The 12,627-nt window shown below is 64.3% G+C and carries 20 protein-coding genes and 3 tRNA genes; 13 read left to right on the top strand and 10 right to left on the bottom strand.

Translation table 11 applies throughout. The annotated features are described in order from the left end of the window. Positions 1-85 precede the first annotated feature (85 nt). Positions 86-391: a hypothetical protein gene (locus AC1RT8_RS04375; protein ID WP_493074354.1), complete on the bottom strand. Its 306-nt coding sequence runs from the start codon at positions 389-391 to the stop codon at positions 86-88. Positions 392-569: 178 nt separating this feature from the next. Here AC1RT8_RS04375 and AC1RT8_RS04370 point away from each other — a divergent pair, with 178 nt between their 5' ends. Together AC1RT8_RS04370 and AC1RT8_RS04365 are read left to right on the top strand one after the other, a co-directional pair. Further along, positions 570-1,235 carry a DJ-1/PfpI family protein gene (locus AC1RT8_RS04370; protein WP_493074353.1) on the top strand — a complete coding sequence of 222 codons (666 nt, stop codon included), beginning with the start codon at positions 570-572 and terminating at the stop codon, positions 1,233-1,235. A 40-nt stretch (positions 1,236-1,275) separates the two neighbouring features. Further along, positions 1,276-1,479 carry a hypothetical protein gene (locus tag AC1RT8_RS04365; RefSeq protein WP_493074352.1) on the top strand — a complete coding sequence of 68 codons (204 nt, stop codon included), beginning with the start codon at positions 1,276-1,278 and terminating at the stop codon, positions 1,477-1,479. Here the strand turns inward: AC1RT8_RS04365 and AC1RT8_RS04360 are convergent. Together AC1RT8_RS04360 and pncB are read right to left on the bottom strand one after the other, a co-directional pair. Beyond that, complete coding sequence (locus AC1RT8_RS04360; protein WP_493074351.1) at positions 1,476-1,910, bottom strand: hypothetical protein; 435 nt, start codon at positions 1,908-1,910, stop codon at positions 1,476-1,478. The two genes, AC1RT8_RS04365 and AC1RT8_RS04360, sit on opposite strands and share 4 nt — an antisense overlap. 87 nt (positions 1,911-1,997) lie before the next feature. Continuing rightward, positions 1,998-3,302 carry a nicotinate phosphoribosyltransferase gene (gene pncB, locus AC1RT8_RS04355; RefSeq protein ID WP_493074350.1) on the bottom strand — a complete coding sequence of 435 codons (1,305 nt, stop codon included), beginning with the start codon at positions 3,300-3,302 and terminating at the stop codon, positions 1,998-2,000. A 55-nt stretch (positions 3,303-3,357) separates the two neighbouring features. Here pncB and AC1RT8_RS04350 point away from each other — a divergent pair, with 55 nt between their 5' ends. The 8 genes from AC1RT8_RS04350 to AC1RT8_RS04315 all read left to right on the top strand — a co-directional run bounded on the left by AC1RT8_RS04350 (position 3,358) and on the right by AC1RT8_RS04315 (position 7,899). Beyond that, positions 3,358-3,942: a cysteine hydrolase family protein gene (locus AC1RT8_RS04350; protein WP_493074349.1), complete on the top strand. Its 585-nt coding sequence runs from the start codon at positions 3,358-3,360 to the stop codon at positions 3,940-3,942. Positions 3,943-4,088: 146 nt separating this feature from the next. Next, complete coding sequence (locus AC1RT8_RS04345; RefSeq protein ID WP_493074348.1) at positions 4,089-4,571, top strand: hypothetical protein; 483 nt, start codon at positions 4,089-4,091, stop codon at positions 4,569-4,571. Positions 4,572-4,749: 178 nt separating this feature from the next. Next, the gene (locus AC1RT8_RS04340) at positions 4,750-5,064 is read left to right on the top strand and encodes an ArsR/SmtB family transcription factor (protein ID WP_493074347.1); all 315 of its coding nucleotides are present in this window, start codon (positions 4,750-4,752) and stop codon (positions 5,062-5,064) included. Next, positions 5,061-5,471, top strand: coding sequence for an SRPBCC family protein (locus AC1RT8_RS04335; RefSeq protein WP_493074346.1), 411 nt, complete (start codon positions 5,061-5,063; stop codon positions 5,469-5,471). Before AC1RT8_RS04340 ends, AC1RT8_RS04335 begins: the two co-directional genes overlap by 4 nt. Positions 5,472-5,502: 31 nt before the next feature. Continuing rightward, positions 5,503-5,721 carry a hypothetical protein gene (locus tag AC1RT8_RS04330; RefSeq protein ID WP_493074345.1) on the top strand — a complete coding sequence of 73 codons (219 nt, stop codon included), beginning with the start codon at positions 5,503-5,505 and terminating at the stop codon, positions 5,719-5,721. 4 nt (positions 5,722-5,725) lie between these two features. After that, complete coding sequence (locus tag AC1RT8_RS04325) at positions 5,726-6,142, top strand: DUF1801 domain-containing protein (RefSeq protein WP_493074344.1); 417 nt, start codon at positions 5,726-5,728, stop codon at positions 6,140-6,142. A gap of 94 nt (positions 6,143-6,236) precedes the next feature. After that, a complete protein-coding gene (locus tag AC1RT8_RS04320; RefSeq protein WP_493074343.1) occupies positions 6,237-6,587 on the top strand; it encodes a DUF1801 domain-containing protein in 351 nt (116 codons plus the stop codon). A 43-nt stretch (positions 6,588-6,630) separates the two neighbouring features. Next, entirely contained in the window at positions 6,631-7,899 is a 1,269-nt protein-coding gene (locus AC1RT8_RS04315; protein ID WP_493074342.1) for an RES family NAD+ phosphorylase, read from the top strand. 24 nt (positions 7,900-7,923) lie between these two features. On the opposite strand, the gene AC1RT8_RS04310 is transcribed toward AC1RT8_RS04315, so the two are convergent. Next, positions 7,924-8,000, bottom strand: a tRNA-Arg gene (locus AC1RT8_RS04310). Positions 8,001-8,081: 81 nt separating this feature from the next. On the opposite strand from AC1RT8_RS04310, the gene AC1RT8_RS04305 reads away from it, so the two are divergent. Together AC1RT8_RS04305 and AC1RT8_RS04300 are read left to right on the top strand one after the other, a co-directional pair. Beyond that, positions 8,082-8,825 (top strand): queuosine precursor transporter, encoded by a 744-nt coding sequence (locus tag AC1RT8_RS04305; RefSeq protein ID WP_493074341.1) that lies wholly within the window; start codon positions 8,082-8,084, stop codon positions 8,823-8,825. Further along, entirely contained in the window at positions 8,818-9,165 is a 348-nt protein-coding gene (locus tag AC1RT8_RS04300; RefSeq protein ID WP_493074340.1) for a hypothetical protein, read from the top strand. The genes AC1RT8_RS04305 and AC1RT8_RS04300 overlap by 8 nt, the downstream gene beginning before the upstream one ends. 8 nt (positions 9,166-9,173) lie before the next feature. Here the strand turns inward: AC1RT8_RS04300 and AC1RT8_RS04295 are convergent. The 4 genes from AC1RT8_RS04295 to purS form a co-directional block, all read right to left on the bottom strand. Next, positions 9,174-9,245: transfer RNA gene (locus AC1RT8_RS04295), tRNA-Cys, on the bottom strand. 122 nt (positions 9,246-9,367) lie between these two features. Next, positions 9,368-9,443, bottom strand: a tRNA-Pro gene (locus tag AC1RT8_RS04290). Between the two features lie 149 nt (positions 9,444-9,592). After that, positions 9,593-10,261, bottom strand: coding sequence for a phosphoribosylformylglycinamidine synthase subunit PurQ (purQ, locus tag AC1RT8_RS04285; protein ID WP_493074339.1), 669 nt, complete (start codon positions 10,259-10,261; stop codon positions 9,593-9,595). After that, positions 10,258-10,488: a phosphoribosylformylglycinamidine synthase subunit PurS gene (gene purS, locus AC1RT8_RS04280; RefSeq protein WP_465173797.1), complete on the bottom strand. Its 231-nt coding sequence runs from the start codon at positions 10,486-10,488 to the stop codon at positions 10,258-10,260. The genes purQ and purS overlap by 4 nt, the downstream gene beginning before the upstream one ends. A 143-nt stretch (positions 10,489-10,631) precedes the next feature. Between purS and AC1RT8_RS04275 the strand changes: the two genes are divergently transcribed. Then, positions 10,632-10,781, top strand: a complete 150-nt coding sequence (locus AC1RT8_RS04275) for a hypothetical protein (RefSeq protein ID WP_493074338.1) — start codon at positions 10,632-10,634, stop codon at positions 10,779-10,781. Between the two features lie 11 nt (positions 10,782-10,792). On the opposite strand, the gene purC is transcribed toward AC1RT8_RS04275, so the two are convergent. Both purC and AC1RT8_RS04265 read right to left on the bottom strand, forming a co-directional pair. Further along, positions 10,793-11,572, bottom strand: coding sequence for a phosphoribosylaminoimidazolesuccinocarboxamide synthase (purC, locus tag AC1RT8_RS04270; RefSeq protein ID WP_372855393.1), 780 nt, complete (start codon positions 11,570-11,572; stop codon positions 10,793-10,795). 147 nt (positions 11,573-11,719) lie between these two features. Next, positions 11,720-12,619, bottom strand: a complete 900-nt coding sequence (locus AC1RT8_RS04265; RefSeq protein ID WP_493074337.1) for a hypothetical protein — start codon at positions 12,617-12,619, stop codon at positions 11,720-11,722. Between the last annotated feature and the right edge of the window lie 8 nt (positions 12,620-12,627).

The raw sequence follows: 12,627 nt of genomic DNA, 5'->3' as shown, positions 1-12,627 counted from the left end.
CCCGGCCAAAAGCCGGGGGCTTTTTCTTGTCCTGCGAACTCCGGGCGGCATGCCAAAGAACCGAGCGGCCGCAGGATAGCAGGGATCACGTCTCAGTGCGGTTTCCGCGGGCGCGCAGCAAGGCACGCGGTCGCAGGATATGCGCGCAGGTGGCGTGACCATTCGCCTTGTCCGATTCGTCCGCCGGGATCTGGCCCGTGTCGGGAAGCGCCATCCAGGTGATGCCCTCCGCGGTGCAGAGTTCGACGAAATGCTGTCCGGGCCCGGCCGCCTGGACCGGGGATGCCGACAGCACGAAAAGCGCTGGCCCGACCAGCATCAGCCCCACGCGCTCGCCGGACAGGCGACGACGTGGGCCGGCCTCATCCTCGTCGCAAAGGCTCTCTTCCACGGCCGGCACGCAAAGCCCTTTCCTGAAGCGGCGGCGATCCGCAGCCTATCAGCCGGGGCATCATGAAGCGCTTTGCCCGCTTCTACGACCGCAAAAGGCCCCGATTTGGCGTCAACACCGCATCGGCCCAAACGGCGACGCGCTATGGTGTGCGGACATAGGGGCGAAGGAGGGCAGCATGGAGAGCGACGTCAAGCAGATCATCGGCATGCCGGTGTACGATTCAGTCGACATGCTCGACGTGACCGGCCCGTATGAGATGTTCACCTGGGCGGGGTTCGAGATCGAGCTGGTCGCGGCGGAAAGCCGCATGCACTGCTTCCGCGAGGGCTTCCGCTTCGAGGTGCTCAAGACCTTCGCCGAGGCGAGCCCGGACTATGCTGCGCTATGGGTGCCGGGCGGCGACCCCGCCGCGCTTAACGTGCTGATGAAGGACGAGACCTATCTCGGCTTCCTGCGTGACAAGGCGGCGGTGACGCCCCTCGTCGCCTCGGTGTGCGAAGGGGCGATGCTGCTTGCGGCGGCGGGCCTGCTCGACGGCTATGAGGCGACGACTCACTGGGCGTTCATTCCGTGCCTCAAGCGAGTCCAGGGCGTGAAAGTGGTCGAAGGCCATCCGCGTTACCATCTCGACCGTGACCGGCTCACCGGGGGCGGCATCTCCTCGGGTCTGGATGAGGCACTGCGGCTGATCGAGTTGCTCAACGGCACAGCCGCGGCGGAGCAGGTCCAGCTGATGACTCAATATTATCCATCCCCGCCGGTGGGCGGCGCCATTCCGGATACCGACGATTGTCCGCTGGATACGGCAGGCGATCAGGTGCCGCTCTGCATTCCCTGCTGACGGACTTGCGGCGGGCTGCCATGCGCCGCATCTAGCGTCGATGCGAACCACCTCCGACAGCGTGTCCGTACGCCTGTATCATTTATCCGACGGCAATGACGGGGGAGGGGCCTCGACCCTGTTCTACGGGCCGCTCAGCGAGGCCATGGTCATCGCCGCGGCCCAGCCGGAAGAGGTGCAGGAGGGCCTGTTCCTGGCGACGGATAACGATGTGGTGGCGTATCTGGATCTGATCGAGGGCTAGCGCCAGACCCGCGCATCGAACCAGTCGGCCGCTTCCTCACCAAAGAGCAGCAGGATGGCAAAGGCTTCCATGGTCAGCTGGACGAGCGATACAACCAGGGCCGCGGCGCCGCCGTCATTGACCGGATCGACCACACCGATGCTGCGCAGAAAGGCGACGCTCGTCACCACGCCCAGCACCCAGCGCGCAACCAGAGCGCCGCGCGCGGGTCGCGACTTGAAGAAGAAGACGAGCAGCATCAGCGACACGGCGAAAGCAGCACCGAACATCCTGATCGCGAGGATCCTGCCGGCAAGGGTAGCGCTTGCCTCAGGCGTGATCGCAAAGCCGAAGCTCATCGATCGTGCGGTATAGAGGGCGAGCGCGATGGAAAGCACGACCGAGCAACCGAAGAACAGCGCGAACAGGCGGATCGAGAGTGGCTGCGGCACGATATTCCCCATGTCCGGGCACCGGGTGCCACTGATCGGGGTGCGTAGCCGGAGGGGATTAAAGGCCCGTAAAGCGGCAGGCGGTCGCTAAACGACGACCTCGCTCTCGACACGGCCGGCATCCCCGAAAACCCGCAGATAGCGCGCGATCTCGTTCTGATCGCCGGTCGCCTTGGCCGGATTGTCGGAAAGCTTGACCGCTGGATGCCCGTTGGCGCTCGTCACCTTGCACACCAGCGAGATGGGCTCGAGCCCCTCATTGCCGTGCGGGTCGCAGCCGCGGAAATCATTGGTGAGGTTGGTGCCCCAGCCGAAGCTCATGCGCACGCGGCCGTGGAAATGGCGATAGGTCCGCTCGATCGAGTCGACGTCCATCCCGTCGGAGAAGATCAGCAGCTTGTCGCGCGGATCGACTCCGTGACGCACCCACCACGCGATGATCTGCTCGCCCGCCTCGATCGGCGGGGCGCTGTCGGGGCGGAAGCCGGTCCAGTCGGCGACCCAATCAGGCGCATCGGCCAGGAATGCGGTCGTCCCGAAGGCGTCCGGCAGCACGATCAGCAGATTGCCGGCATAATGCTGGCGCCATTCCTCGAGCACACGATAGGGCGCGGCGGCGAGCTCGCCATCGTCGCGGGCGAGAGCTGCGGCCACCATCGGCAATTCATGCGCATTGGTGCCGATCGCCTCCAGGTCGCCGTCCATCGCCAGCAATATGTTGGAGGTGCCGATGAACCGGTCGCCAAGTCCTTCCTTCAACGCCTCGACGCACCAGCGCTGCCAGAGATGGCCGTGGCGCCGCCGCGTGCCGAAATCCGACAGGACGAGATCGGGCAATTGCCTGAGCCGTTCGACCTTGTCCCACAGTTTCGCCTTGGCGCGGGCATAGGTGACGTCGAGTTCGAAGCGGCCATGATTGCGCAGCGCCGCGCGGGAGCGAAGCTCGTTGATGATGGTGAGCGCCGGGATCTCCCACATCGTCGTATGGGTCCAGGGCCCGGCGAAGCGCAGCTCATATTGGCCGTCGACGGTGTGCAGCTCATAGGGTGGCAGCCGGAATTCGGCGAGCCAGGCGATGAAGTCGGGCGCGAACATCCGCTCCTTGCCGTAGAAGCTGTTGCCGGCGAGCCAGATCAGTTCCTTCTTGCCGAAGCGCACCGTCCGGGCATGGTCGAGCTGCGCGCGCAATTCGCCTTCGTCGATGGTGTCGGCGAGCCTGACGGTCTTCGTGCGGTTGAGGACCGAGAAGGTCACCTCTACATCCGAATGGAGATGCCGGATCATCTGCAGCATGAGCAGCTTGTAGAAATCGGTATCGAGCAGGCTGCGCACGATCGGGTCGAGCCGCCAGCCGTGATTATAGGTGCGCGTCGCGATATCAGTCAGGACCATGGCAAGCTTTTCCCGGCAAACGCCGCGGGCGTCTACCCCAATGCTGGAGCATGAGATGAAGAAGATCGTGATCGTCGTCGACACCCAGGCGGATTTCATGAATCCGGACGGCGCGCTGGCGGTGGGCGGTGCCGATGCGCTGGCCGGGCCGATGAACGCCTGGCTCGGGGCGCTCAGCCCCGACGATACGGCCGGGGTGCTGTTCACCTTCGACACGCATTTCGCCGATACCTATCCGCTCTCGGAAGAGGCGAAGGAGTTTCCGATCCACTGCGTCCGCGAGACGCCTGGCTGGCACAATGTGCTCGACGCAACGAAGGTCGATCCCGCCATTCCGACATGGCGGCTGGAAAAGGGCGTGTTCGCGATGTGGCAGGAAGAGGGACTGACGGTCGAGCCGATCGGCGGCGGTACGCGGATCGATCGCGACGTTTTTTTCCGCGACCTGAAAGCCTCCGGCGTCGAACAAGCCGTCGTGATCGGCGTGGCGGCGGATTATTGCGTGCGCTGGGCGATCGATGGTCTGGTCGAGCGTGGTTTCCGCGTCACCGTGCCGCAAGCGCTCACGCGCGGTATCGCCCGTCCGATCGACCAGGTCCTGGCCGATGATTTTGCGGGACAGGCGGTTGCGTTGGTCTGAGGCGCGGGCCCTTGCACCAATATGGACCTGACCGTGCCGCTTTGGGATGGTGGAGGCCCGTGCTTGCCCTTGGAGCGAGCGCAACGCCCGCGCTATTGTCCGGTCGAAAGATCGCGGCGGGACAGCCCGACGAATGAGGGCGCTAGATGAAGCTGGTCAGTGAACGCTCCGAGGCAGTCATCGCGCAGGAGGCGGCCATGACGTCCGTCGCCTCGGCAATCCGGGAATTGACGGCAAATCTCATCCTCGTATCGCGCGGTGCAGGCCAGGCGAAGGATGTCGGCAGCCAGGCCATGGCCCTGATCGAATCCTTCCAGGAATATCATGACGCGTTCGGGCGGCTGCCCGGGCAGGAGCTGACCGAATTCCTCGACCATGATCGCCTGTGGGGCGATGTCGATTGGTCGAGGTTCGATGACGATTATGCCGACCGGCACTTCGCGACGATCAAGATGGTCCGCGGTGCGCTGCAAATGACCGCGTCGAGCCTGCAGGGGCTGCGCGGCGACTATCTCGCGGGCGAACGCGAGCTGCACGATGGAAGCCGTGCGTGCCAGGATACCCTGGCCCGGGCGAGCGCACGTTCGGACAAGGCGGCCCGCTGGCCGCTGGGGCGAACAGCCAAATAAGGGGGCTTGGCCCTCGACCCATTCAATACCAGCGACACAATCGGGCCGCCCTTGCCGGCCGCCGCCCGGTTCTGATGCCGATGATCATGGCGCTCAGCCCAGCTCACTTGACTCACTCATAGCTCGCTGGTTATGAGTTAAATCATAGCCAGAGAGTTATCGATCCCGAATGATGAACATGCAGGACGTACTGTTCAGGACGCTCGCCGATCCGACCCGCCGCGCCATTTTCGAGCGGTTGTGCCGCGAGGGAGAGCAGACGGTCGGGGCGCTGACGGCGCGGGCCGGGGTCTCGCAGCCGGCGGTGTCGAAGCATCTCGGAGTCCTGAAACAGGCCGGGCTGGTGCGCGACCGGCCCAATGGCCGCCTGACGCACTATAGCGCGCAGCCTGGCGCCCTGGCTCCCCTGATCGATTGGACGAGCCAGATGGCCGGCTTCTGGCAGAGCCGGTTCGACGATCTCGAAGACCTGCTCAGAAGGATGGACCAATGACCGATACCGCGACCGAAACGCGCACCGTCGCCGTCGAACGCGAGATAGCGTATCCGCCGGAAAAGATCTGGCGCGCGCTCACGCAACCGCATCTGATCGCGGAGTGGCTGATGAAGACCGACTTCAAGCCTGTCGTGGACCATCAGTTCCGTTTCAGTGCGGACTGGGGCGGCGTGGATTGCCAGGTCCTGGAAGTCGAGCCGCACAGGACATTGTCCTATAGCTGGGGCGGCATGGGCCTCGAGAGCGTGGTCACCTGGACTCTCAGCGCCACCGACACGGGCACGCGCCTGCGCATGGAGCAGACGGGCTTCAAGCCGGATCAGCAACAGGCCTATTTCGGAGCCAAGGCCGGGTGGCCGCGCTTCTTTGGCAATCTGGAGCAACTGCTGGCACGGATCGACTAAGGTCGACGACATTCTTCGAAAAGGAGATTCTATGTTGAGCATCTGGATTCGGCAGACCCATCGCTGGCTGTCGATCATCTTCACAACAACTGTCATCGCCAATTTCGTGGCGATGACGCTGGGCACGCCGCCGCCCTGGATCGTCTATTCGCCGCTGCTCCCGCTCTTCCTGTTGCTGTTCAGCGGCCTGTACATGTTCTTCCTGCCCTATGCCGTCCGGTGGCGCAGCGGGCGACGTGTCGCCGGATAGGGCGATGTCCGGCAGATCAAAAGGGCCGCCCCTCCTCGCGGGCGGCAATCCTCAGATCGCGAAGGGCGAGGGTGACGCCCCGGTGCAGGCCTATATCGCGGCCATGCCGGGCTGGAAGAGCGAGGTCGGGCGCCGCCTCGACACGCTGATCGAACGCACCGTCCCCGGCGTGCGCAAGGCGGTCAAATGGAACTCACCGCTGTATGGCGTGGAGGGTGAGGGCTGGTTCCTCGGCGTGCATTGCTTCACCGATTATGTGAAGCTGGCCTTCTTCCGCGGCACGTCGCTGAGCCCGGTGCCGCCGGTCGAGTCGAAGAGCAACGACACGCGGTATTTCCATATCCGCGAAGGCGATGACTTCGAGGAGCAACTCGCCGCCTGGGTGAAGCAGGCCAGCCAATTGCCCGGCGAGCGGATGTGAGTGATTCCGAACAAGCATGGAGCAGAGGATGAGCAGTTCGAAGGAAGAGGGCGGAGATTCCCCCTCCCGGTTGATCGATGCAAGGATCAGGGAATTGAGCGATTGGCGGGGCGAGATGCTTGCCCGGCTCCGCGGCCTGATCAAACAGGCCGAGCCAGATGTGGTGGAGGAGTGGAAGTGGCGCGGCGTTCCGGTGTGGGAACGGGACGGCATGATCTGCACCGGCGAGACCTACAAGCAGGTCGTGAAGCTGACCTTCGCCAAGGGGGCGTCGTTGGAGGACCCGTCGGGCCTGTTCAACTCGAGCCTCGACGGCAATGTCAGGCGCGCCATCGATTTCCGCGAGGGTGACAGGGTCGATGAGGATGCGGTGAAGGCGCTGGTTCGCGCCGCGGTGGCGCTCAACAGGTCGTCGGTTCGCCCTGTGCGTTCGCGGAAGAGCTAGGAGTACCGTCGACCGGACCGGCGGCGGCGCCTAGAAGCAGCGCATGACTCATCTGTGCCCGAACTGCTTCGAAAAAAGCATCCTCAAGCGCCGTATCGCCGAACTTCGGATCAAGCGGACGTTGCCGCATTGTTCGTTCCACAAGGGATTCAAGGGCGTCCCGGTTGCCGAGGTCGCGCGCCTCGTCGATGCCGTCCTGAGGTCCAACTATACGATCGCTGAGGACGCGTTCGGTATCGCACCAGGCAGTAGCTTCCATGAACTGCTGGCGGAGGTGACCGGAGCGGTGGATGACCGGATCGTACAGGCCCTGTCCGACGCGTTGATCGATGCGGACGAGGTCGATGAGCGCGACGGGGATTTCCCGTTCTATGGCGAGGACCAGAATTACGAGCAGATCGAACCCGATGGCTGGCTGCAAAGCCAGCTATGGGCCGAGTTCCGCTTCTCGATCATCCACGGGCGGCGGTTCTTCAATGACGATGCCAGAGCGCTGCTCGACGAAATTTTCGACAAGGTCCATTTTCAGTCGGATGAAGGAGGGCGACCAGCCTTCTACATGATCGAAACGGTGACCGACATTCATCGGGCGCGCCGGGTGAAGACGATGGCGGAGGCCGAACGAGTGAGTGTCAATCCGGCGGAAACGATCGGGCCGCCGCCGCAACTGCTCCGCCGAGCCGGGCGCATGAACGCCGCGGGCATCGGTGCCTTCTATGGTGCGCTCGACGAAGAAACATGCCTGGCCGAACTCAGGCCCCCGGTCGGCAGCCTCGTCTGCCTGGCCACCTTCAGGTTGAAACGGCCTGTCTACGTGCTGGACTTCACGAGGTTCGAGCAGCCCGGAAGGCACATCGATATCTTCGCGAAAAACTATGCTAGCCGCACCACCCAATGGGCGTTCATGCAGAGCTTCCAGCATGAGATCAGCAAGCCGATTCTGCCCGACGACGAGCATCTCGAATATGTGCCGGCTCAGGTGGTTGCCGAATATCTCACCAGCAAAGTCGTCATGTTCCGGAACGCAGAGCGGCGGATCGAGGGGCTTGTGTTTCGATCGGCGCAGCATGCCGGCGGACGCAACCTGGTGTTGTTCGGCGATGCCGGGCTGGTCATCGATGGTCACGGCCGGGGCGCTCCGCCCAGCAGCGGCGACTTCGACTTTGGCGACATCCCCATGCTTCCGGCAGCCGCAACTCCCGAGCCGGCCCTGGAGGTGGTGGCGAGATCCTTTCGAGTCCGTTCGATCACGAGCGCCAACTATATCAGCGAGGAGGAGAATCTTCCGCCCAAAGGAGAGCCCGACTTCTGAATGCGGAAAGGGTCGGTGGCGGAATGGCGCGCCCGGCAGGAGTCGAACCTGCGGCCTCAAGATTAGAAGTCTCGTGCTCTATCCAACTGAGCTACGGGCGCGCGATGGCGCGGGGATTAGCGCGGATTGCGCGGGGGCGAAACCGGCTTCATAAAATGCCTGCACGAACATCGGGGGACGGCATGGCGGAAGGCAGCGGACTGAAGACGGTCAGCGCGGGGGAGGTGGCCGGGGGCCATTTCCGTTATTATGATTTCGTGATGGCCGCGTTCGTCGCGATCATCCTGCTGTCCAACGTCCTGGGCGCCGGCAAGGTCGCGGTGGTGAACCTGCCCGGCATCGGCCTGTGGCCGTTCGGCGCCGGCATCCTGTTCTTCCCGATCAGCTACGTCATCGGCGACGTGCTGACCGAGGTCTATGGCTATGCCCGGGCGCGCCGTGTGATCTGGGCTGGCTTCGTCGCGGTCGCCTTCATGGCGTTCATGTCATGGGTTGTCGTCGCGCTGCCGCCGTCGCCCGACTGGAAGAACCAGGCGGCATACGAAGTCATCTTCGGCCAGGTGCCGCGCATCGTGTTCGCCTCGATGATCGCCTTCTGGGCGGGCGAGTTCGTCAATTCCTATGTCCTTGCGCGGATGAAGATCTGGACGAAGGGCAAGCACCTCTGGACTCGCACGATCGGCTCGACGATCGCGGGGCAGGGGGTGGACAGCCTGATCTTCTATCCGCTCGCCTTCCTCTATGCCGAGGGCTGGACCAACGACCTGGTGCTGAAGGTGCTGGTCACGCAATGGGTGTTGAAGGTGTCGTGGGAAGTGCTGCTCACGCCGGTCACCTATCTCGTCGTCAATTTCCTGAAGCGCCGCGAGGGCGTGGACGTGTTCGACGAAGGCACCGATTTCACACCGTTCAAAGCGCGTGTTTGATCATCTCAGCGCCTTCCAGCAAGGCAAACTCTGGCTGACCAACCATACCGGGCTCTCCAAGGATGCCCTGCACGTCTATATCGGCCTGCTGATCCTGCTCGGGGTAGCGCGGCTGTTCAAATGGCGGGTGGGCGATTGGCGCCCCTTTCTAGTGGTCGCGGCCTTCGCCCTGGCGGGCGAGGCCTGGGACATTCGCGACCTGATCGTCGTCAATGTGAAGCCCGATCTCGCGGCGAACTGGCATGATATCTGGAATAGCTGTTTCTGGCCGGCCGTGCTCACTCTGCTGGTGCGTCACACGCGCCTGTTCCGCGCCGAAGAGAAACCAAATAGGTTATAGTCAAAGGGAGTCCGAGGCCGGAATCGAACCGGCTCCTGGCGGATTTGCAGTCCGCTGCGTTCCCATTTCGCCACTCGGACGGCTGCTGCCCTCAGGGGTGGCCGGCGGGATTTGCACCCGCTAGCACCGGAATCACAGACCGGCCGCGCACTGCATTGCGTTCGGCCACACCTGAAGGCAGCAGAATTCTGGGGATTTTAGATGGTAAGGGCAGCGGGGCTCGAACCCACAACTTCCCGGTCCCAAACCGGGCGCTCTACCATTTGAGCTACACCCTTATCGACAGGGCGCAGCAAAGCGTCCGTCAATGTCGACAGGTATCGGGCCGCGGTCGCGCAGAGAGAATGGTGATAGCCATGATTGGGCTATGACAGCGTAACGCGTGGAGCGCAAGAGCCTATTTGGATAATGGTTGCGCCGGGGCGCGTCAGGCCCCGACGGTCTCCAGCAGGCCTTCGAACAGCCGCCGGCCGTCAACGCCGCCATGGGCCGCCTCGATGCGGCGCTCGGGATGCGGCATCATGCCGAGCACGTTGCCCGCGGCATTGAGCACACCGGCGATCTTGCGCGCCGACCCGTTGACCTGGCCGGCATAGCGGAAGGCGATCCGGCCCTCGCCTTCGAGCCGGTCGAGCGTCTGCGCATCAGCGAAATAATTGCCGTCGTGGTGCGCGACGGGGACGGTGATCGTCTCGCCCTGGCCATAGCGGCTGGTGAAGGCGGATTGCGCATTGGCGACGGTCAACTCGACATCGCGGCAGACGAAATCCAGTCCCTCGTTGCGCATCAGCGCGCCCGGCAGCAGCCCCGCCTCGGTCAGCACCTGAAAGCCGTTGCAGATGCCGAGCACCGGCAGGCCGCCCTCTGCCGCCTCGATCACGGCGCGCATGATCGGCGATCGTGCCGCGACCGCGCCGGAGCGGAGATAGTCGCCATAGGAGAAGCCGCCGGGCAGCGCGACCAGGCCGGTGCCGTCGGGCAAGCTGGTCTCGCCATGCCACACCATGGCCGGCTTCACACCGGTGATGGCTTCCAGCGCGACGGCGATGTCGCGGTCGCAATTGGAGCCCGGAAAGACGATGACCGCCGTCTTCATGCCCGTTCCACCCGGTAGTTTTCGATCACGGTGTTGGCGAGCAGCTTGCGGCACATCTCGTCGATGCTCGCGTCGCTGGTGCCGTCGTCAACGTCGAGCTCGATCAGCTTGCCGGCGCGGACATCGTTGATCCCGGCAAAGCCGAGGCCGTCCAGCGCCTTGTGGATCGCCTTGCCTTGCGGATCGAGCACGCCGTTCTTCAGCGTGACGAAGATGCGAAGCTTCATGGGCGTTTCCTGAGCTTGGGATTGGTTGGCGACCCTATGGCGAGCGCGGCGCCCTGCCGCAAGCTTCATGGAAAATTTACGCGGGCGGATCAGCCTCCCGGCTGCGTCCCGTGCAGGGCAGGGCGGGTAGGGGAGTTTCGGCCATGGCCACTCTGGCAACGATCATGTTCATCGCGCTGTTCGCGTTCGGCGGGCAATATTTCGGCTGGAGCGACCCGGGCGGCCGAGTCCAGCTTGCGTTGTTCAGCGCCTATATCTTCGGCATCATCGGCGGCTACCGCGTGAGGGGCTGAAGCCCCGGGGCTTACTTGCCCTTGCTCAATCGGTGCTTTTCGAGATCCAGCACCGCACCGTCGGCGCCTTCGGGCAGCAGGCCGAGTCGGCGCGCGACTTCCTGATAGGCCTCGACTTCGCCGCCGAGATCGCGGCGGAACCGGTCCTTGTCGAGCTTCTCGTTGGTTTCCATGTCCCACAACCGGCAGCCATCGGGGCTGATCTCGTCGGCGAGGATCACCCGGGCATAGTCATTGTCCCAGATGCGGCCGAATTCGAGCTTGAAGTCGACGAGGCGGATGCCGATGCCGGCGAACAGGCCGCACAGGAAATCGTTCACGCGGATGGCCAGGTCGGCGATGTCGTGCATCTCCTCCTGGCTCGCCCAGCCGAACGCCGCGATATGCTCGTCAGTGATCATCGGATCGCCGAGCGCATCGTCCTTGTAATAATATTCGATGATCGTGCGGGGCAGCTGCGTGCCTTCCTCGATCCCGAGGCGTGTCGACAGCGATCCGGCTGCGACGTTGCGGATCACCACCTCGACCGGGATAATCTCGACCTGGCGGATCAGCTGCTCGCGCATATTGAGGCGGCGGATGAAGTGGGTCGGTACGCCGATATGGCCGAGCAGGGTGAAGACATGCTCGGAGATGCGGTTGTTGAGCACGCCCTTACCGCTGATCGTGCCTTTTTTCTGGGCGTTGAACGCAGTCGCATCGTCCTTGAAATACTGGATCAGCGTGCCGGGTTCGGGACCCTCGTAGAGGATCTTGGCTTTGCCTTCGTAGATCTGGCGGCGGCGAGCCATGATGGCGTTACCCTTGGGAAAATGAGCAGCCCCGGCGGCGCGGAAGCGCGGGCCGGGGCCGGAAGACCGGCGCTATATCGGAAGGGCGGCAGTGGCGCAATCAGCTTGGCCGCGGGGTTCTACGGATAGGGCGGCGGTTTGCGCTGCCTAGTCGACGCTTTCCCGTTCCCGATGCTCGTCGCGCGCGAACCACCGTTGGATCACGTTGCGGTCCTCGCCGGTTTCGCGCGGTGCGGGTGGCAGTTCCGGCGCGAGGGCCTGGTCGGCGGGCCCTTGGACGATCCTGCGCAGCACCAGCGCGCCGCCCAGCAACAGCAACAGCCAGGGACCTACGCCCGCGAGCACCGTCGCCAGCCCCGCCAATGACGACAGCAGGGTCTGGCCCGCCGTGTCGAAGGTCGCGTCCGAAGCGCCCAAGGCGCCGCCAGCCCCGCCCGAGGCATAGGTGAGGATCACTGGCGTCGTGGCGACGGAGGTGCCGGCGCCCTGATCGACTTCGCCGATCGTCGCGATCGCGGTGCGCAGCCGGTCCGCCTTGGCCGAAAGCTGCACGCGCTGCTCGGGGGAGACCGTGCCGCGCAGCTGCGCCTCGGCATTGCCGAGCGAATCGCGCAAGCGCGCTATCACCCGGTCGCTGCGCCCGGCCGCGGCGCCCGAATCGGCGCCCGCGATGTCGGCCCTGGTCATCGATCCGCCGGCGCGAGTCACCGTGTCGGTGGCGGCCTTGCCATAGGCGCGGGCGACCGTCGGATCGAGCTTGAGGGTCAAGGCTGCCTCGACCCGGTTCTGGTCGTCGACATTGTAGCGGATGGCGGTGATTCGGCAGCGCGCAGGGCCGAGCTGGTCGCAGCCATGCGCATGGCTTTCCTGCACGGACGCGATGCGCGAGGCGGGCATGCGGAAAGCATAGCGATAATCGAAAGCGCTGGACGATCCGAGGCTTGCGGAGGGATCGGGAGAACTACCGGCCGCGCCCGCGCCCTGGCTGGGCACTTGTTCGCATCCGGCGAGCAAAAGGAACGCCACCGCCACTGCCACGATTCGCATCGATGTTT

The organism is Sphingomonas sp. GW821-FHT10F11 (genome assembly GCF_058809095.1).
Note: the sequence above shows the minus strand (reverse complement) of the source record. Positions and strands in the feature narration are given on the sequence as shown.